Here is a 20,017-nt window from a genome sequence, read left to right as displayed (position 1 = left end):
CAAAAAACAACACGCAACGCCAGATTCCTAACCAGCAGCAAAAGATTACTACATTTTTCCGCTGGCTATAGTGCCCTTGTGTTTAACAGAGCAAGTAGCATTCAGTTGTATTAAACTTGCCCGACCAGCGTATCGAAGGTGCTAGTCGCCACGGAGTGGTAGTTGGGGCGGGCCGCGGTATATAGTTGCCGAGCTCGTTCCAAGCCGCCAGGGGTAGCGAGTATCGCCTTATAAAGAGGCGTCAAAAATTTGCGCCGTCCCACGTGCGTCAAGAAGTGGTGCAGGGCCTCGTCGGCGGGGGAGTAGCTGGCCGCGATGGTGTGCGGGAACCAGGCAGCCAAAATTTCGGCGTTGCCAGACTGCGTGAAGTTGAAAGCAGCATCTAGCTCCGCCAGCTTTTCCGAAGGTAGGCCCGCGGGCAGTCCGTGTAGGAAGTGCACCCACTCGTGGCTGCTCCAACTGGTAGTGCGCAGGTCGGCGGTCGGGGCGCCCTGCTGCCAGTGTTGCAGGACGGCGTCCACCGCTTCGAAGCGGGTCGAGCTTACGGGTGGGGCTACGGCCGGAATACCCGGGCCGTTCACCCATGCCTCAAGTTGAAGCTTCTCTTCCAAGCCGGGCTGTTTGTCTAGTAGCTCGCGCCGTAGATACGCCACAAACGAGTTGGTGTCCATGCTCTGAAAGCTGTGCCGAGCGAAGTACTCTTTTATAAAGGTGTCGAGAGCAGGCCGGCCCACCAGGTATTCGAGCGTGAGCAGAAGGTAGTCGCCTTTTTCGTAGGCAATGTCATTGAGGCCTTCGTCGGGGTCGCGGCCCGCTAAGTCGAGGTGCAGATGGGTGTCTTTGCTTTCGGGGCCAAGCTCCTCAATGGTGTGTTGCAGGCCGGTGTGGCCGAGCACTTGTAGCATGTCAGAATAAGAGCGGCCATACAATTTCTCCATAATGCGCCGCTCAAAATAGACTGTAAAGCCTTCGTTTAACCAGAAGTCATTCCAAGTTGCATTTGTAACTAAGTTGCCGCTCCAGGAGTGCGCAAGTTCGTGCGCCACCAAACTAGTTAAACTTCGGTCGCCAGCTAGTATAGTTGGTGTTACAAATGTTAAACGTGGATTTTCCATGCCACCGAATGGAAAGGAGGGAGGTAGTACCAGCAAATCGTACTGGTCCCACTGGTAGGGGCCATACAAAGCTTCGGCGGCAACCACCATGTTTTCCAAGTCTTGAAATTCGCTAGTGGCAACAGGAAGCGTCACGGGTTCGGCGTAAATTCCAGTGCGGGCGCTTAGTGGCTCGAATGCCACATCCCCTACGGCTAGCGCCATTAGGTAAGCCGGTATCGGCTGTGCCATACGGAAGCTATACTCACCACTGGCAGTGCGTGCCTGCGGATTCTCGGCGCTCATCAGAGCTAGCAACTCGGCGGGCACCTGCACGTGGGCGTCATAGGTGAACCGGACTCCCGGCGAGTCTTGGCACGGTATCCAGGTGCGAGCCAAAATGGCTTGCGACTGTGTGAACAAGAACGGGTGCTGCTGACCGGCTGTCTGCTCGGGCGTTAGCCACTGTAGTGCGGCCGCGCCGGGAGTGGTACGGTATCGAATGGTTACCTGCTCGGTCTCGGGTAGAATAGCTATCTGTAGTGGCTGCCCTAAAACCGGGTCGGCCTCGCCCAGCGAGAAGTTGGTTGGCGTCCCGTTCAGGTCGCCGAGCAGTACGGCTTCGATGTCGAGGTTGCGGGCATCAAGTACCAGCTCCGTTGCGCTGCTATGATTGACGAGCTGCCAGGTGGCGTGCCCGGCCAGAGTACGGGCCTGGAAGTCGACGACTAAGTGGAGACTAAGATGTTGTACACTCACCTCGGCCGGGCGGGCGTAGCTGTGTGGGTCGGGCGTGAAGTGTGGCGTGGTAGGATCAGGAGTGGTGGACATAGGTCAGGAAGAAAGAGCAAGAGATACAAGGAAAAGTAGCAACACGAGAAAAGCGCAACGCAGCCTCAAAGATAGCCCAGCCACCTGCGCCCGTTCAGAGGGCAGCGCTGAGAAAGCAACGCCTGGAGGCGACGAGTGGCGAAAAGAAAAAACGAAGGCGCTGCGTGGCGGCCTTTGCAATGGCTAGGATGAATAACAAGTGTATCGGCAAAACCCGCTAACTTGCGGGCAGTGGAGAATACGGTAAACCGAGCAACTTATCGACTCGGAAACCAGTAGAACGCGCAACTGACTGTTCGGTTAACTTGGATAGCTTTTTGCACCAAGCCCTGCAGTAGGTATTGTTCGTTCTTGATTATTCCCACACCTCTGCATGAATTCATTATTTCGATCTGCTTTCTTATCCACGCTGCTGTTTTGGCTGCTTAGCCTGACAGTGTTTGCAACTGCCTCATGCAGCCAGGAACAGAAAGCGCAAATCAAGGAGTCGCTGCCTGGTCTCTCATCCAAGGCAGGCGGCGCGCAGCCTAAGCTCGACAGCGTGTACATTGTAAAGTACATGAGTGCCGAGCCTAAGTTCAAGGACCAAATTGAATGGGGCAAGAAATTCTACCGGGAGCGAGGCTTTCGGCTTGGCTGGTTTCGCGACCATGAAGTGGTACCCCAAGCCAAGACCATGCTCGGTGTCATTGACAAGGCCGCCGATGAAGGGTTAGATCCTAAAGAATACAAAACCAAGGACTTCGATAAGCTTTTTGCCGATTTAAAAGCCGTTCAAAACGATTCTACCAAGCGAAATGCCTTGGAGAAAGAGATTGATGTGGCTCTTTCCGGTACCTATTTCAACTGGGCTTCTGACTTCTATCGGGGCATCGTAGACCCACGCAAGGTGAAGACGGTAGCCTGGGATGTGAAGCGCAACAAGATCAAGTTGCATAAGGCACTAATGACAATTCTGAAGGAGCGGGAAAGCACGTATCCTTACTACGAATTCGAGCCTTTGCACCCCGAGTACGACCAATTGAAAAAGGCTTTGGCCAGCTACCGCGACATCCAACGCAACGGCGGTTGGCCAACTATTCCGGCCGCTACCAAGCTCAAACCTGGGCAAGCTTCCCCCGCGGTTGCGCTGCTGCGTCAGCGTCTGTTGAGCGCAAAGCCCGCCCCCGATAGCGCGCCTCCGGTAGCCGCCAACACGTCTGAAACTCCGGTGCAAACAGTGGCTAATACATCGACCACAGCGCCGGCTAGTACTGCAGCTACCGAGAAATATGAAGGAGAATTGGTCGCGGCAGTGAAGGAATTTCAGAGCCAAAATGGCCTCAAGCCGGATGGGTTAGTAGCGGGTGAAACGCTGCGTTTGCTCAACGTTCCGGTCGCCCAGCGCATCGACCAAATCATCATCAACATGGAGCGCTGGCGTTGGATCCCGAAGAAGTTCGAGCCTAACTATTTGCTCGTAAATATCCCCGATTACAAGCTCCACGTTGTTGAAAACAACAAGGAAGCTTTCAACATGAAAGTCATCGTGGGCAAGACGCTTAATGCCACTCCGGTGTTCAGCGACAAGATGGAATCGGTGGTGCTGGCGCCTTATTGGAACGTTCCTTTTAGCATCATCGACAAGGAACTGCGGCCCAAGTTGGCCGCCAATCCGCAAGCTGTTCTAGACCGACTCGATATGGAAGTGGTGAAGGGTTGGGGTGCTAAAGCCACCCCCATCGACCCCAACAGTATCGATTGGGCGAACGTAACACAGGCCACCTGGAAGTACACCTTGCGCCGTCGTCCGGGCCCCAAGAATGACCTCGGAGACGTGAAGTTTATCTTCCCGAACTCACAAGATATTTACCTCCATGACACCCCACACGACGAGCTGTTTAGTCAAGCCAAGCGAGGATTCAGCCACGGTTGCGTGCGGGTAGAAGAGCCGTTGAAACTAGCCGAATACCTGCTGCGCGACAAGCCCGGTTGGGACCTAACTCGGATAGAGGAGACTATTGCTGGGGCCAAGAGCAGTACGTTAGCCTATCCAAACAGCTCCCGGTGTACTTAGTATACTTTACTGCCTGGGTTGACGAAGGGGGCAATGTGAACTTCCGCGACGATATCTATGGCCACGACAAGTCTCTGGCTAAGGAGTATTTTAATTAATCGTTAGCCTCCAGTACAGCTTACATTATCACAGAGGACAAAAGGCTGTGCTTAACAAGAATTGAAAGAGCCCCACTTATTGCTGCTGGCAATAGGTGGGGCTTCTCGCATATATAGGAATATGAATGCGCTTTTTACTTCTCTAAGGAACACTGATAACAGCTGGTAAGCGGGTTTTTAGCAGGCCCTGCAGAGCATAATTAAGCTAAGAAACAACAATATACTCGAAGGTCTAATTAGCAAATCAAGCAATGATTGAGTGCTTTATTGCAAGCTTGGTAGATTACATATGTTATACATTTGTAATCGGTTAGAGACTGGGTTTACAATTGGTACAGGCAAGTATAAACGGCTGTTTTGTTTTACATTGGTTAACTACAAACAAGATCAGTTTAGAGAAAAATTAATGTCGTACATTTGTTAATTAATGCTTCTATAAGCTATGGTTGACCGCATTCGAGAAATTCTGAGCGCCCGTCAGCTGACACCAACGCAGTTTGCTGACACGATAGGCGTCGCGCGGCCTATTGTCAGCCATATACTGAGCGGCCGTAACAAGCCAAGCTTGGAAGTAGTGCAGAAAATAATAGCCGCTTTTCCAGGCCTATCATTGTCTTGGCTATTAAGCGGCACCGGATCTATGAATGCCAATGATGCAATGGCGGGAGGGGTAGACGCTTCCTCTGCAGTGCATCCTTCTCGTCGTGTAAGCACTAGGGCATCAGAAACTACCCGTCCTACCCCTGATAAAGCAAAGACGCAGTCAGACAAGGCTGAGCCTATTGTAAAGGCTCCTGAAACGTTAAATAAAACGGAGGTGCCCTTGGATCCTGCTAACACGCTCCTTGCTAAGGAAACCGCATCTCTGCCACTGTTTGCAACTTCTACAGCAGCACCCTTATATAATAATCAAGTAATAAGTGCTCCAACGCCGCCTGCCCTGCGGCAGGCGGCGCCCATATTACAAGAAAGTGCTGCTAACAATCATGTAGCCGCTACTAAGCCACCAACTACAGCCGAGGTTCCCACAGCTTCTATCGCTACCTCAGCACCTTCTGCCGCTCAACCCTTTGCCGAGCCCGGGAAAGCTATTCGTCGTATTGTCATCTTCTACCAAGACGGCACTTTCACCGATTACCAGCCCGACAATAAGTAGGAAAAGGTCGAACAACTTCTATTCAATGGCTGCTTGCAACTAAGGGTGGCGCTAGTTGTCTCTACAATTTGCTAGCTACCCTGAGTGATTAAGCGTAATGCAATTTGTCAGTCCTATTAGTACTAGTAGTAAATGCAGAGGAAAGCAGGTTCGATTCTTTGCTTCATTTCAAGCACATCCTCACAAATTATATTAGTAAAGTTTAGAATTTACACTGGTGTAACACTGGTATAAATTCCAAGAAAATTTATGACGTTAAAATGCTGTATATCAGCTAAAAAATATCAATGATTTAAGTAGGGATATAAGTAGTTGACTGCGCAGGTTCTTATTGGATATGAGCAAAATCAGGTATTGCTAAATTGTCTCCGTTTAATGCGTTAAGATGCTAAGGCATTTGACAGAGGTTGCAGGATGAAAAATTTATATAATGCCAGATATCAAGGCCGCTAACATGTTTAGCTGTGCTAAAATATTGATACGTTTCTACCAGTGAGTAAAGTTGTTTGCTTAGCGCAATTGTCACGCTGCAAGCATTAAATAATCAGATGAGGGAAATACTAGATCCTCGATAAAACTAACTCAAACAGGCACCGTATTTAGACAGTGCGTGCTACGAGGTTTTCTATAGTGTTTACAGATGTATATTTGTAAACAGGGTAGCTTCTAGGCTAAGTAGAGTAATTCATTCATTAGTTTAACCGGCAGAAGCCCGAACTACACTTGGCTGTTTTCGGAGCGGTGCTTACCTTTGGGATATGAAAAATTTTCGTCTGCTTTTCCTTCTCGCTGTCAGCGCCCCGCTTTTCCTCTCGTCTTGCTCGCAGGCTCCCGACGCCGAAAAAGATCCTGATGCCGATGCCGCTTACAAGCGTGAGCACCGTCAAGAAGGGTACCGCGAGGCGCAACGCAGCAACGCCAACTAGTAACAGTTCGGGTAACGGCCCTAATGATCAGCCTACACCATAGGCTTGGCTATGGAGTCTTTCTCTTCTTGATATAGCAGCAGCTTTTCACCGCAAAACAAAGCCCCACCCGACGCGCGTCAGGTGGGGCTTTTGATTATAGCTGAATTCGAACGAGTCGAAGTCCGTTAGCTTACGAAGATTGGGGTACCGGTTACAGAAGCAGTGCTGGGTAGCAATTCGGGAAGCTGGATGCCGGCAAGCAACTGATTCTCGAGTAGGTTGGCCCACGTGCGCAGATATAGCACTACATCATCGCGCTGATTGTGGCGCAAGGCGTCGCGGCGCTCGAAAGGAATGGCGGCCCGGATTGTCGGATCGGAGAGACGCTCTAGGTGCGTAAGGTCGGAACGGGTAAAACCAAGGGCCAGCATTTCATCAATGGTGGTATCGATAGGCAAACCGCTGGTAGGGCAATAGTCAATTAGCTGCCGCTCCCAATCTCCGTAGCGTTGCATAGCGCGGGCATGAATCTCGCCTTTGCTTAGGTGCGTAATAGTCTGGGCCAAGTGGCCACAATTGCAGCTGCCCATATGGCCCCATTGGTACGGAGCCTGAGTAGCTAAGCGCTGAGCCGTGTCGCGGAGTGCCTGAATGACGGGAAGAGTGCTGTGAGCCATAAAACAAACGTCGTCAGAAGAATAAATAGCAACGGCTGCGTAGCCGCCGCTTGTAAAATACAAATAACCGACCTTTTGTTTGCCGAATCAGCTGTTTATCAGCTTTGAAATTCTGCCGTAGTCACCTTGTGCAGTAGCCAGAAGTCGGCTTCTCTACTTGAATTATCAAAGCCGTAAAGCAAAACAGCCCCGTCAATTGTCGGGGCTGTTTTGAATGAGATAAGATAGTCAGCTTGTGCTAACGCCCGTTGCTGTTGTTGCCGCCGCGATAAGACCGACGACCTTGGCCTGAGTTGGAACCGGCACCGCCCGCTGCCCGCTCGCCTGCTGGGCGAGAAGAAGAGGCCGCTGGACGGTTACCGGTGGCGCGGTTGCGGTCAGAGCCGCCGCGCTGGGCTCCGGCCTCGTGGCTAGGGCGCGCAGCACGTGGGGCATTGCCTTCCCGCCCTGGCCGTGGGGGACGACCAGCCGGCCCTTTCGGCCGCTTGATCGACTCGCCACCGTGCAGCAGCACCGGCGCCACCGAGCGAGTGGTATAAGGATGATTGGCTATGAGGTCGATCTGGCGGCGAATTAGCTTCTGGATGTCCTGCAAATAAGCACGCTCCTCGTCTTCCACAAACGTGAGGGCAGTACCAAAGGCCCCGGCCCGGCCGGTGCGGCCAATACGGTGCACGTAGGTTTCCGGCTCGTTGGGTACTTCGTAATTGATAACGTGCGTCAGGTCGTCAACGTCAATGCCGCGGGCGGCAATGTCGGTGGCAACCAGCACACGGGTAGTACCCGCCTTGAAGTTGCTAAGGGCCCGCTGGCGGTGGTTCTGCGACTTATTGCCGTGAATGGCTTCGGCCGGAATGTTGGCTTTAGCCAGCGTCTTGACCACCTTGTCGGCGCCGTGCTTGGTACGTGTGAACACCAGCACCCGCTTGATAGCAGGATCTTTAAGCACGTGCTCCAGCAAATCGGCCTTGTCGTTCTTGTCGACTAAGTACACACCCTGCGTGACGGTGTCCGCCGTGCTTGAAACGGGCGTAACGGCCACTTTCACCGGATTCGGTTTCAGGATGGTGTTAGCCAACTCCTGAATCTGGGCGGGCATGGTGGCCGAGAAAAACAGCGTCTGCCGAGAAGACGGCAGCTTGGGCAAGATGCGCTTAATGTCGTTGATAAAGCCCATGTCGAGCATCCGGTCGGCTTCGTCGAGCACGAATACTTCCACGGTGCGCAAGTCCACGAAGCCCTGACTCATGAGGTCGAGCAGGCGGCCGGGGGTGGCAATGAGCACTTCTACGCCGCGCTTCAGGGTTTGAACCTGCGCGTGCTGACTTACGCCACCGAAGATGACAGTGGAGCGCAACTTAGGCAAGTGACGGCCATAGGCCCCAAAGCTCTCGTTGATTTGAATAGCCAACTCCCGAGTAGGAGTGAGCACCAAGCAGCGGATGCGCCCGGGCGCTGTGCGCGCCACCTGCGCCGTTTGGTGCAGAATTTGAAGAATAGGGACGGTAAAGGCGGCAGTTTTGCCGGTGCCGGTCTGGGCTACGCCTAGCAGGTCGTGGCCTTCCAGCACCTGCGGGATAGCCTGCTGCTGGATAGGGGTAGGGTTCGTGTAGCCTTCCTCGTGCAAAGCACGCAGGATAGGATCAATCAGGTTTAGTTCGTCGAAAGACATCAAAAAGAAAAAAAGCGAGGCCGCGCCCTAATGGTGGCCAGATGGGCAGTGGGTACTGAGCAAGAATGCAAAGGTCGGTGGTTTTGCGGCGAAAAAGGCGCCACCTTAATATAAGACCGGTAGTAGTCAGAGAAAATGCTGCCACTAGGCAGGTCAGTGAGGAAGCAAAAAGGGCTCAACAGTAGCAATTGCCCACAAACTGAGCTGCATCCTGGCGGGAAAAGAAAGTCGTATAAAAAAATAAAGGTAGTACTGATGCAGAGGAAGATAGGTCGTAGAAGGATGCCTAAATCAACAGCAACTTTCCGCGGGATAGAACTTCGTCAACACCTCTTGCTACATATTCCGTTTACTTTTCTGAAAATTCTTTACGATCTACCTCTCCAATGGAAATAATCAGCCGAGAAACCGCCTACGATGGTCATTACAAACTGAAGTTGCTTACTGTACAAGACGGCGACAAGCAACTAAAGCGGGAACGGTTTGAGCCGGGAACCGCCGTAGCAGCCCTGGTGTGGGATACCAAGCAGGAGCGTTACCTGTTGACCCGCCAGTACCGGATAGGGGCAGAAGCTGAAATAGTGGAAATAGCCGCCGGTATGGTCGACGGCGACGAAGCTCCGGAAGTAGCCATTCGGCGCGAGATACAGGAGGAGCTCGGCTACGACGTGGACCAGCTAGAGCAGATTGCTCGCATCTATCCTTCGCCGGGAGCCAATGCCGAGGTTATCACCATTTTTTTTGCTGAAGTCAGCAACAAGAGCGGCAAAGGGGGAGGGCTCGAAGAGGAAAACGAGAAAATTGAGCCTGTTGTCTTTACGCACGAGCAACTAGTGGCAGAACAATTCGAGGACGCTAAAACATTGATTGCAGTACAGTGGGCGCAGCTTCGAAAATGACGTCAAAAAGCACGCGTACTCTTTGGTTGTCGTGCAGCACCTACGACTATTTAGCAAGAGCTTTTGCTCTACACTTTCCACAGCAAATTCTTGATGGCAATAGTTTGCAAGCCTGACAGACGTTAGGAAATGTTTGGGATTAGTAAAGCAGAGATTCAAAAGCCATAGGACAATCTTCAACCATATGTATAAAGATAAAGCCATGACTACCGTATTGGTAGCCATGGCTTTGTAGTTAATAAGTAAAGTAAAAATAACGAGATAATTATTGGGTTTTAATAATATACTCAAATGTTTGCTTCGTTTTAGCGTCGTTGATCAGCACTGTTAAATCTTGGGGAGTCTCGGTTTTAACAAATGGTATAGTGCGTTTGCTCATATACAGGTCCCGGTTCCAGAAGCGTCCGTTACCTGCTTCCAAGGCCGGCAAGTTGAACACTTCTTTTCCTTCCTTGTCTTTGGCAACTACACTCAGAAGAGCTGGATCGGCATTGGTTGACCCGCGGCGGTACATCGTTACGCTCAACTCGCCGCCGGGAGGCAACTGGCTGAAGCGCCGCTGGTAGGTGGTGTCAGCCCAGTTCTTGATTTTCTTTAAGGCATCAATTTCGGTGAGTAGATCAGCATAGGGGCGGTAGGCGACACGCGTCACGCAGGCATCTACCTCGGCATCTTCGTCGGTGTTTTTCGTGACGTTCAATACGTACTGGCACTCCTCATCCTTCTTGGCCACCATATATTTCTTGCGAGGCTTGCCCGGCATATATTGAGCCGAAGCCGCCAAGGTGCAAGTCAGGAGGGCAGCCAGGAGAATTATTCTCTTCATAGAAAAATCAAGATTTACAACTGAAATAAGGGTTTCAGGTTCCCAAAGGTAAGTATGTGCCAAAAGCAGGCCGCTAGATTTCGTCCAAAAACAGGTTTCACCCGGCCGGTGAGGTTGGTTTACTGGTTGGATGACGGATATAACCGGCTCCGGTGAAACGTGACCTAACGGTAACGCCCCCGTAACGCCCACTTCATAGGGGAAACCGAACTTTGAAACGGGTAAAAACGGCTTTCTCTATATGCGCGCTCCCCTCACATTGACCCTACTGCGCCTGACAGTGCGCGGGCTAGCTTACACGTTGTTTCAACTGGCGCTAGGTGCTGCCTACTTGCTTCGCTCTGTAGGCGCATTGCGAATGCCTTTCCGGTTTCATAATGCCGATGAAGATTCGCAGGACGCTTCCCTCACCCGGCGTACACTGCCTAGTGCCCGCCTCAATCCACGCCCGGCGCTTTGACTGTTCCTATCATGGCTAGCAAAAAGCGCCGCCGGGTGGAGGTGGTGGTGGTGTCGGATGTCCATTTGGGTACTTATGGCTGCCACGCCGTTGAGCTGTTGCGCTACCTGAAAAAGGTAAAGCCCAAAGTGCTGGTGCTCAACGGGGACATTGTAGATATCTGGCAGTTCAGCAAAAGCTATTGGCCGAGTACGCACATGCGGGTGGTACGCCATCTAGCAGGGTTGGCTGCCAAGGGTACCCGCATTCACTACCTCACCGGCAACCACGACGAGCTACTGCGCAAGTTCGCCGGTACTCTCCTCGGCGCCTTCAGCATCGACAATAAGTTGGTGCTAGACTTGCCCCACGGCAAAACCTGGCTCTTTCACGGCGACGTGTTCGATGTGACAATGCAACACTCCCGTTGGCTGGCTAAGCTTGGGGCCAAGGGCTACGACCTGCTCATTCTGATTAACCGAATGGTGAATTGGGGGCTGCACCGGCTAGGTCGTCCGCGGGTGGCATTGTCGAAGGTGGTGAAGGACCGGGTGAAAAGTGCGGTGAGTTTGGTGAGCGACTTCGAGAAAACAGCGGCCACTATTGCGGCCGACCAAGGCTACAGCTACGTGGCGTGCGGGCACATTCATTGCCCCGAAATCCGGACTGTCAGCACAACAAAAGGGGAGGTGGTGTACCTGAACTCGGGCGACTGGGTGGAAAACCTGACAGCTTTGGAGTACACCGCCAAAACCGGCTGGCAACTCTATCGCTACGCCGACGACCCCAACATGCTACCGAACACCGAGCAAGACCAAGAAGAAGTGGACGAGGAAGATTCAGCGGCCGACATGCCCGTGGCCACGCTGCTGGATGGGTTGCTGGCCGAGTTTCAGCTGCGCCGATCCTGAAGCAGCTGTTTTAAATCTTTGTCTTACAGTATCAAGTTTCACTCATCGAATGCCCCGTATTCTTTACGCTATCCAAGGCACTGGCAACGGCCACCTGAGCCGCGCCCACGATATTGTGCCGTTGTTGCAGGAGCGCGCTTCCCGGGTTGACTTGCTGGTGAGTGGCCCGCCAGCCGACGTGCAGTTGCCTTTCAAAGTGCGTTACCGCTGCCACGGCATGGGCTTCATTTTCGGCAAAAAAGGGGGCATCAACTTCGTCAAGACCTTTTGGCAACTGAACTCGGCGGCTTTTCTGCGCGAGATGCGGCTACTACCGGTCGAGGACTACGACATTGTTATCAGTGACTTCGAGCCGGTGTCAGCGTGGGCGTGCCGATTGCGCGAGGTGCCGTGCGTGGCCTTGAGCCACCAAAGCGCCGTGCTGAGCGCAGCAGCCCCCCGACCCAAGAACGACGATGTGGTGGGCCGGGCCGTATTGCGCCACTACGCGCCCACCACGCAACAGTTTGGCTTTCACTTCGAGCGTTATGAGCCTCACATCTATACGCCCGTTATCCGGCAGCAGGTCCGGCAGCTGACGCCGCAAAACGATGGGCATTACACCGTATACCTACCCGCCTTCGACGAAGAAACGTTGGTAAAGCGCTTGCGCTACCTCAGCCGCGACGTGCGTTGGGAGGTGTTCAGCAAGCACAGTCAGCAAGAGGCGGAATATGGTAATGTGCGCGTACGGCCGGTGAGCGGGGCTGCTTTCACCAACAGCCTCGCCCGGAGCGCCGGAGTACTGTGCGGGGCCGGATTCGAGACGCCGGCCGAGGCACTGTACTTGGGCAAAAAGCTGTTGGTGGTACCCATGCGCAACCAGTACGAGCAGAGCTGCAACGCCGCCGCGCTGGCGGGCATGGGCGTGCCCGTCGTCAAAAATCTTAAAGACAAAAGCCTGGACGTCATTGATCAATGGCTGCAAAACGGCCTGGTGGTGCCTGTGACGTATCCCGACGAAACGGGCATGGTGTTGGATAGGCTGCTGGCCGAAGTACGCACGCCCCAAACTGTAACTCACCTTTTTTAAAGCGCAGCTACTTTTTCAATCGGTTGACGTATCCGCCTTTTTGGTTGCTTTGCCGCTCTGTTTTTCCAAAGCTCGGGCAGCCAATTTCGTCTGCTGTTTGTCCTACCAAAGTCTGGGGCCCCACCTTCCCCTCGGCTTGTCTGTCTTATGTCCTCTACTGCTCTACCTGCTGCCTTTTTTCCACCTACAACCCCTGCCAACTTTTCTCGGGCCGACTTCGGGCCGGATTTTCGGTGGGGCGTGTCGGCGGCGGCATATCAGACAGAAGGAGCCTGGAACTTGGATGGCAAAGGCCCAAGCATCTGGGACGACTTCGTGCGCCGAAAGGGCCGCATCAAACGCGGCGAGACGGCGCAGGTAGCCACCGACTTCTACCACCGCTGGCCGCAAGACTTAGACTTGCTGCAACAAATGGGCATCCGAGATTTCCGGTTTTCTATTGCTTGGTCGCGGGTGGTGCCGCACGGCATGGGCTTGGTTAACCCCAAAGGCATGGATTTTTATGACCGACTGGTGGATGGCTGTTTGGAACGGGGTATCACGCCTTGGCCGACGCTCTACCACTGGGATTTGCCCTCGGTGTTGCAGGAGTTGGGCGGTTGGGTGAACCGCGATATTGTGGGCTGGTTCACCGACTACACCCAACGCGTAGCCGCGCGCCTCGGCGACCGGGTGCAGCACTGGATGGTGCTCAACGAGCCGATGGTGTTTACTGGAGCCGGGCACTTACTAGGTATTCATGCGCCGGGCAAGCGGAGCTTGGGCTCTTTCTTGGCGGCCACGCACCATGCCACGTTGGCACAGGCCGAGGGTGGGAGGGCCCTGCGCGCCATGTTGCCCGCCGATGCTCAGATTGGCACCACCTTTTCCTGTTCCTATGTCACGCCGTGGCGACCCGGTCACGCCCGTGATGCTCGGGCCACCCGACGCGCCGACGCGTTGCTTAACCGGCTTTTCGTGGAACCTGCACTTGGCTTAGGCTACCCAGTAGCGGACGTGCCGCTGCTTGGCTGGCTGGAGCGCTACATCAAGCCCGGGGATGAGAAGAAGATGCCGTTTGACTTCGACTTTCTGGGGGTTCAAAACTACACGCGCGAGGTAGTGCGACACTCGCCGTTCGTGCCCTTGCTGTGGGCTTCGTTGGTGGGCGCGTCGCGTCGTGGGGTTCCCCATACAACAATGGGCTGGGAGGTATATCCTGAGAGCTTATACCATATGTTAAAACAATTCGGGGCTTATCCAAATGCTCCGCGCTTGCTGGTAACCGAGAATGGCGCTGCTTTTCCTGATGCGTTGACTTCCGATGGCCAGGTGCACGATGCAAGCCGGCAAGCGTACCTTCAGGCTTGTATTGGACAGGTGTTGCGCGCACGCCAGGAAGGCATCCCTGTTGACGGATACTTTGCTTGGTCGTTTACCGACAACTTCGAGTGGGCCGAAGGCTATAACCCTCGCTTTGGCTTGGTGCACGTGGAATACGAAACCCAACGGCGAACCATTAAGGATTCGGGCAAGTGGTACAGTGAGTTTATAGCAGGAGAAAACCGGCGTCAAAATCAAGCCGCTAGGGCCGCCTCAACCTCTTCCAATCATCCCGTGTATTTGGCGCCGGGATCCTCCTTCGCTAGTTAAGCTACCCTCTAAGGAAGGGCTAGCGTAGTCGTTGCAAGTCAAGGAAAAACTTGTATCTTATTGTTTATAGTAGATGCTCTTATTTAACCATATGTATAAAACAAACATATGGTTAAAGCCGCTGAAGTTGTTGGCTTCATAATTCGGTAATTAGCTGATAACTATGCCGTAATACACTCACAGTAGTTTTGGTACATCACCTTTCAATTTCATTGGGATGCGTCAAACTTTACTTGCAGGCGGTAGATTAGGATTGGTGTTGCTAGCGTTGCAAGCCGCCCCAGTAGTAGCGCAGAGTGTGCGCTTTACGGCGGCGACGGCAATAGCCAATGAAAGCGCTGGCACCATCAGCATCCCAGTGGCAATTACAAATTCTGGCGCGGCTAGTACCGTACAGGTAGCCTTGGTAACCAACCTAGGCACAGCTACACAAGGCACCGATTTCACTTATCCTGCTACGCAGACGCTGTACTTTCCTGCCGAAACTACGGTCAACCAAACCCTGACGATTCCGCTGACGGATGACGTGCTGGCCGAGGGAGCCGAGTATTTCACGTTGCGCCTGCAAAATCCTACCAATGCCACGCTCACGGCGGGCTCTACGGAAGTACTGGTGTATATCCGGGATAATGACACGCAGGCTCCGACCCAGACGCGCAACCTCACGCTCAACCGACTTGGCTCGTACCAGAACGGCGCGGCAGGTACCAACTCGGCCGAAATCGTAGCCCACGACCCTACGACGCAGCGGCTGTACGTAGCCAACTCTGTGGGCGGGAAGCTCGACATTCTAAGCCTAGCTAATCCGGCGGTTATTACGTCGGTGGCCTCTATCAATATTGCGTCCTATGGCGGCATCAACTCGGTGGCTGTGCGCAACGGGGTGGTGGCTTGCGCTATTGAAAACGCCGACCCGCAGCAAAACGGCAGCGTGGTGTTTTTCGATCAGAACGGCGCGTTCCTGAAGCAAGTGACGGTGGGTGCGCTGCCCGATATGATTACCTTCTCACCCAACGGCCAATTGATCGTGACGGCCAATGAGGGGGAGCCCAAGACCGACTACAGCGTGGACCCCGAGGGCTCCGTGTCGGTTATCGACTTTTCGGGCGGCATCGCGGGAGTAACACAGGCCAGCGTCACGACGGTGGGGTTTGCTGGCTACAACAGCCAAGCAGCCTCCTTGCGGGCAGCAGGTGTTAGGCTTTATGGTGGCACTTCGGCCAGCCCGAGTTCAGTGGCGCAGGATTTAGAGCCGGAATATGTAGCCGTGTCGGCCGATTCGCGGACGGCGTACATTACGCTTCAGGAAAACAACGCCATTGCCACGCTCGACCTCACTACCCGGCAGTTCACGAGTTTGCGCACGGTTGGCTACCAAGACCACAGTCAGGCTGGTTTCGCTCTTGATGCTTCCGACCAAACACCAGAAATTTTGATGGCTAACTGGCCTATTCGAGGCATGCGTCAGCCCGATGCCATAGCGGCCTTTGAAGTGGCCGGCCAGCGCTACTTACTTACGGCCAACGAAGGCGACGCCCGCGAGTACAATGCCCTCAACGAAATCAACCGCATCAGCGAGTCCGCCTATGTGCTCGACCCGACGGTTTTTCCAAACGCTGCTCTGCTGAAAAATGCGCAGGTGCTCGGTCGTCTCAACGTCACCAACAAGCTTGGGGATACCGATGGCGACGGAGATTTCGATGAAATATATGCCCTCGGCGGCCGCTCGTTCAGCGTGTACAATGCCAGCACCGGCGCCCTCGTGCACGACAGTGGCGACCTACTGGAGCGCGTCACCAGCACCGATCCTACGTATGGCGCCATCTTCAACGCCAGCAACACTACCGGCAACCCGTCCCGCAAGAACCGCTCCGACGACAAAGGTCCCGAGCCCGAAGGCATCACGACCGGCACAATTCGGGATACGGTGTACGCCTTCGTGTCACTGGAGCGCATCGGGGGCGTGGCGGTATTCAACGTCAACGACCCCGGCCAGCCCAAGTTGGTGCAATACGTCAACAACCGCAGCACCACCACCGGCACCGGCGACCAAGGCCCCGAAGGCATTGTATTTATTGCGCCAGCCAACAGCCCCACCGGCCAGCCGTTGCTGCTGCTCGCCAACGAAGTCAGCAGCACGGTTTCGGTCTACAGCATCCAAGGTCGCGGTGTGCTCAGCAACAAAGCAGCCCGCAACGCCGAGCCCTTGCACCTGTATCCGAACCCAAGCCAGGGCGGCAAGGTGCAGCTAAGCCGCGCCGTCAGTGGTACGCTCCACGATGTGCTTGGCCGGCCGGTTCGCACGCTGCACAAAGCCCGCGAGTTTGAAACCGTTGGCTTGGCCACGGGCGTGTACGTGCTTCGCGCCGAAGACGGTGCCAGCTCGAAGCTAGTGGTGCGCTAACGATTTTATACGTGTTTTATCTCCCTACACTAGCTCTCTTATAGTTCTATTCAAAACCTATTGTTACCCAAGCTACAAAGCCTCTACTGATTAGCAGTAGAGGCTTTTGGTTTGTTGGTGCCCCATTCTCGCAGCAGACTTACGGTAGAACGCGGCGTCTTCTGAGCGACCTTCAGCGGGGCATAATCCGGCGGGTAAGTCATGGTGGGTTGCGTATCTTGGCCTGCCGCGGCTCATCGTCGCCATCCCAACAAAATGCTCCTTACCATCTCCACCACGCATCAGCCCGCTACCGACTTAGGCTACTTGTTGCACAAAAACCCGGCGCGGCTGCAATCCGTGGATATTGCCTACGGGCAGGCGCACGTTTTCTACCCCGAAGCCAGCGCCACACGCTGCACCGTCGCGTTGCTGCTCGACATCGACACGGTGGCGTTGGTGCGCAACCACCGGGGGCCGGCCGGCGAAGGCTTCGCGTTAGAGCAATACGTCAACGACCGGCCTTATGTGGCTTCGTCGTTTCTGAGTACCGCCCTGGTGAAGGCTTTCAACACGGCCATGAACGGCACCTGCAAGGACCGCCCCGACTTGCCCGAAGCGTTGCTGCCCCTCGAAGCTACCGTGGCCGCCTTGCCTGCCGCCAGCGCCGAGCAGCTGCACCGCCTCTTCGCGCCCCTTGGCTACGAGGTGGAAACCGACGCGCACCCACTCGACCCGACTGTGCCAGCGTGGGGCGACAGTCGCTACTACACGTTGCGGTTGCGGCACGCGGCCCGCCGCCTGCGCGACCTGCTCACGCACCTCTACGTCTTGATTCCCGTTCTCGACAACGACAAGCACTACTGGATAGGCCCGGCCGAAGCCGAAAAGCTGTTGCACCGCGGCGCGGAGTGGCTGCCTCAGCACCCCGACCGGGAGTTTATTACGCGCCGCTACCTGCGGTTTGCTGAATACGTGAACCCGACGCTGAAACGGCTGCTATCTGCCGACGAAGCAGCAACGGATGATGTGCTGGAAGTTGAACCCCAGGTAGCGGAAATAGCAACCGACGAAACAACAGCATTAACTCACGCAGCAAGTGGAAACAACGCGGAACCGGCTGCCGAAAAACAGAAGCTCCACGACCTACGCCTGGCTCGGATAGCCGAGGAAATCCGACGGGTAGGAGCGAAGCGGGTGCTGGATCTTGGGTGCGGGGAAGGCAAGCTAGTGCGCCGTCTGCTTCAGCAACCGCAGATCGAGCACATCTTGGGCATGGACGTGTCGTATCAGGAATTGTTGCGGGCGCAGGAGCGGCTGCACCTTGCCGAAATGCCCCCGCGCCAGCGCGAACGACTGTCCTTGGTGCAGGGCTCTCTACTCTACCACGACCCGCGCCTAGCCGGGTTTGATGCCGCGGCCGTGGTGGAAGTCATCGAGCACCTCGACGAGGGCCGGTTGGCGGCGTTTGAACAAGTGCTTTTTGCGCGTGCCCGCCCAGGCGTCGTGTTCCTGACCACGCCCAATGCCACCTACAACCAGAAGTTCGAAAAACTTTCAGCCGGCCAGTTTCGCCACTCCGACCACCGCTTCGAGTGGACGGAAGCGCAGTTCAGCACTTGGGCCGCGGAGGTGGCTGCTCGCCATGGCTACCAAGTGCGGGTTGAGCCACTTGGCCCGCACGACGCGCAAGTAGGAGCACCCTCCCAACTGGCTGTATTTGAAAGGATTGGCTAGGCCCGCACAACTCGTTTTAAGTTTATTTCGGATACTGGTTTACTGAAGTATACCGGTGTCTTGTGGAATACTCGCCTGATTTCTAACGATATTTGGTTTATGCCACTTCTCGGTTCATCTCCGCACTTACACACCAAGGAATGCAATTCCGCCATGCGTTCCGTCCGCGACGCTCTCGACCTGCTCGGAGGCAAGTGGAAGCTGGCCATCATTGTGTCGCTGTTGGAAGGGCCGAAACGTTTCAAGCAATTGCAGCGCGACGTGACGGGCATCACAGCCAAAATGCTCAGCAAAGAGTTGAAGGAGTTGGAAGTGAACGGGCTCTTATCGCGCAGCGTACAAGCGGATGTGGCGCCCGTGGCCGTTACGTACACGCTAGCCCCTTATGGTGATACCCTGCTCCCCGTGATTGATGCGCTGCACCATTGGGGCAGCCAACACCGAATGAATATCATGCACCCACAGGAGGCCGTAGCCGCCAAAACGGAAGTTTCAGAGCCAGTTGCGGCCTAAGCACATGGTAGAGACGTGAAACTTGGCGACGCCGACCTTTAGTTCGCAACGCCAAGTTGCACTAGAATACGAAATGCCGTACCCTGGATAAGTGGTGTCAGCAACGACGAGACGTGAACTGAAGGCCAGTAGAGCCAAGGATGCTAGCTGCCGGTCGGAGGCTGGTGATTTTCCTTGCCTAAGCCTAGAGGTATGGCTGTAAATTCCTTAGTCTCCCGTTGCAATGGGGCGCTCGTTGCGCGACCATTCACTCCAAGAGCCCACATACAGCTTTGGCACCTCTAGCCCAGCATAATCGATGGCTAATAGCGTGTGGCAAGCCGTAACGCCGGAGCCGCAGTGCACAATCACCTCCTTCGGGTTTTGCTGATCAAACAAAGTCAAGTACTTGGTCTTCAAAGCTTGCGGTGACAGAAAATTGCCTTCCGCATCCAGATTATCAGAGAACGGTACGTTCACGGCCCTGGAATATGCCCGGCTACCAAATCGATGGGTTCGATTTCGCCCCGGAAGCGGCGCGCTTCCCGAACGTCGATAACCAAACCCTGGCCGGCTTGGGTGGTCTGCTGCACATCAGCGGCGGTGGCGGTGGGCCACTGCCAACCAGAAGTGGGATAGGGGGCGCTGCTACCTCTGGCTTCAGCGCCCGAAGCCGTAGGCAATCCAGTCGCCAAGGCGGCGGGTAGGCCGCCGTCGAGCACCTGCACTGCGGAATGGCCTGCCGCCCGCAGCATCCACCAGAAGCGGGCCGCTGCATTGGCGGCATTTTTATCGTCGTAGACTACTACGTGCGTGGCCGGTTGAATACCGAGATTACCTAATAGCTTGGCAAACTGCGCTATCGGGGGCAACGGGTGCCGGCCGCCATCGGCCGCATCCACCACTTTCGCCGCTAAGTCCTGCTCTAGGTCTACATGCAGGGCACCGGCCAAGTGCAGTTGCTGGTAGCGCTGCCGCGCATCGGGGCCACTGCGGGCATCAACCAGAACGACTGATTTGGAAGCGAGTAGAGGCAATAATTCCGTTGGCTTGATGATCGAAACCATATTTTTTCGGCGTTTTTGTAGGTTGCCTGTGGTATTGGTCCCAATATTACGGCAAACTGGCAGATTC

The 20,017-nt window shown here is 54.7% G+C and carries 17 protein-coding genes; 11 read left to right on the top strand and 6 right to left on the bottom strand.

Translation table 11 applies throughout. From position 1 onward, the window contains the following. Positions 1-110: 110 nt before the first annotated feature. Positions 111-1,925, bottom strand: coding sequence for a M1 family metallopeptidase (locus MUN86_RS12950; protein ID WP_245118349.1), 1,815 nt, complete (start codon positions 1,923-1,925; stop codon positions 111-113). A 373-nt stretch (positions 1,926-2,298) separates the two neighbouring features. Here MUN86_RS12950 and MUN86_RS12945 point away from each other — a divergent pair, with 373 nt between their 5' ends. From MUN86_RS12945 to MUN86_RS12935, 3 genes are all read left to right on the top strand, one after another. Then, positions 2,299-3,981, top strand: a complete 1,683-nt coding sequence (locus tag MUN86_RS12945) for a L,D-transpeptidase family protein (protein ID WP_245118348.1) — start codon at positions 2,299-2,301, stop codon at positions 3,979-3,981. Positions 3,982-4,521: 540 nt separating this feature from the next. Further along, positions 4,522-5,235, top strand: a complete 714-nt coding sequence (locus MUN86_RS12940) for a helix-turn-helix domain-containing protein (protein ID WP_245118347.1) — start codon at positions 4,522-4,524, stop codon at positions 5,233-5,235. A 758-nt stretch (positions 5,236-5,993) separates the two neighbouring features. Continuing rightward, on the top strand, positions 5,994-6,161 hold the full coding sequence (locus MUN86_RS12935; protein ID WP_245118346.1) for a hypothetical protein: 168 nt from the start codon (positions 5,994-5,996) through the stop codon (positions 6,159-6,161). A 167-nt stretch (positions 6,162-6,328) separates the two neighbouring features. On the opposite strand, the gene MUN86_RS12930 is transcribed toward MUN86_RS12935, so the two are convergent. Both MUN86_RS12930 and MUN86_RS12925 read right to left on the bottom strand, forming a co-directional pair. Continuing rightward, positions 6,329-6,820 (bottom strand): hypothetical protein, encoded by a 492-nt coding sequence (locus MUN86_RS12930; RefSeq protein ID WP_245118345.1) that lies wholly within the window; start codon positions 6,818-6,820, stop codon positions 6,329-6,331. A 238-nt stretch (positions 6,821-7,058) separates the two neighbouring features. Next, a complete protein-coding gene (locus MUN86_RS12925; protein ID WP_245118344.1) occupies positions 7,059-8,492 on the bottom strand; it encodes a DEAD/DEAH box helicase in 1,434 nt (477 codons plus the stop codon). A 386-nt stretch (positions 8,493-8,878) separates the two neighbouring features. On the opposite strand from MUN86_RS12925, the gene MUN86_RS12920 reads away from it, so the two are divergent. Beyond that, positions 8,879-9,391, top strand: coding sequence for an NUDIX domain-containing protein (locus MUN86_RS12920; RefSeq protein WP_245118343.1), 513 nt, complete (start codon positions 8,879-8,881; stop codon positions 9,389-9,391). Positions 9,392-9,656: 265 nt separating this feature from the next. Here the strand turns inward: MUN86_RS12920 and MUN86_RS12915 are convergent, their stop codons facing one another. Further along, entirely contained in the window at positions 9,657-10,217 is a 561-nt protein-coding gene (locus MUN86_RS12915) for a hypothetical protein (RefSeq protein WP_245118342.1), read from the bottom strand. A gap of 241 nt (positions 10,218-10,458) precedes the next feature. Between MUN86_RS12915 and MUN86_RS12910 the strand changes: the two genes are divergently transcribed. The 7 genes from MUN86_RS12910 (at position 10,459) to MUN86_RS12880 (ending at position 18,904) form a co-directional block, all read left to right on the top strand. After that, positions 10,459-10,677 (top strand): hypothetical protein, encoded by a 219-nt coding sequence (locus MUN86_RS12910; RefSeq protein WP_245118340.1) that lies wholly within the window; start codon positions 10,459-10,461, stop codon positions 10,675-10,677. Continuing rightward, complete coding sequence (locus MUN86_RS12905) at positions 10,674-11,567, top strand: UDP-2,3-diacylglucosamine diphosphatase (protein ID WP_245118338.1); 894 nt, start codon at positions 10,674-10,676, stop codon at positions 11,565-11,567. Before MUN86_RS12910 ends, MUN86_RS12905 begins: the two co-directional genes overlap by 4 nt. Positions 11,568-11,616: 49 nt before the next feature. After that, entirely contained in the window at positions 11,617-12,639 is a 1,023-nt protein-coding gene (locus MUN86_RS12900; protein WP_245118336.1) for a glycosyltransferase family protein, read from the top strand. Between the two features lie 147 nt (positions 12,640-12,786). Further along, complete coding sequence (locus MUN86_RS12895; protein ID WP_245118335.1) at positions 12,787-14,271, top strand: GH1 family beta-glucosidase; 1,485 nt, start codon at positions 12,787-12,789, stop codon at positions 14,269-14,271. A 217-nt stretch (positions 14,272-14,488) separates the two neighbouring features. After that, positions 14,489-16,675, top strand: a complete 2,187-nt coding sequence (locus MUN86_RS12890) for a choice-of-anchor I family protein (protein WP_245118333.1) — start codon at positions 14,489-14,491, stop codon at positions 16,673-16,675. A 255-nt stretch (positions 16,676-16,930) separates the two neighbouring features. Beyond that, positions 16,931-18,391 carry a 3' terminal RNA ribose 2'-O-methyltransferase Hen1 gene (locus tag MUN86_RS12885; protein WP_245118331.1) on the top strand — a complete coding sequence of 487 codons (1,461 nt, stop codon included), beginning with the start codon at positions 16,931-16,933 and terminating at the stop codon, positions 18,389-18,391. Between the two features lie 153 nt (positions 18,392-18,544). Further along, positions 18,545-18,904 (top strand): winged helix-turn-helix transcriptional regulator, encoded by a 360-nt coding sequence (locus MUN86_RS12880; protein ID WP_245118330.1) that lies wholly within the window; start codon positions 18,545-18,547, stop codon positions 18,902-18,904. A gap of 207 nt (positions 18,905-19,111) precedes the next feature. Here MUN86_RS12880 and MUN86_RS12875 read toward each other — a convergent pair whose 3' ends face one another. Together MUN86_RS12875 and MUN86_RS12870 are read right to left on the bottom strand one after the other, a co-directional pair. Further along, positions 19,112-19,363: a sulfurtransferase gene (locus MUN86_RS12875; protein ID WP_245118328.1), complete on the bottom strand. Its 252-nt coding sequence runs from the start codon at positions 19,361-19,363 to the stop codon at positions 19,112-19,114. Then, the gene (locus tag MUN86_RS12870; RefSeq protein ID WP_245118326.1) at positions 19,360-19,950 is read right to left on the bottom strand and encodes a sulfurtransferase; all 591 of its coding nucleotides are present in this window, start codon (positions 19,948-19,950) and stop codon (positions 19,360-19,362) included. Before MUN86_RS12870 ends, MUN86_RS12875 begins: the two co-directional genes overlap by 4 nt. Positions 19,951-20,017 lie beyond the last annotated feature (67 nt).

The sequence above is a fragment of the Hymenobacter volaticus genome (assembly GCF_022921055.1).
GTDB lineage: Bacteria > Bacteroidota > Bacteroidia > Cytophagales > Hymenobacteraceae > Hymenobacter > Hymenobacter volaticus.
This window is presented reverse-complemented; position numbering and strand designations above follow the sequence as displayed.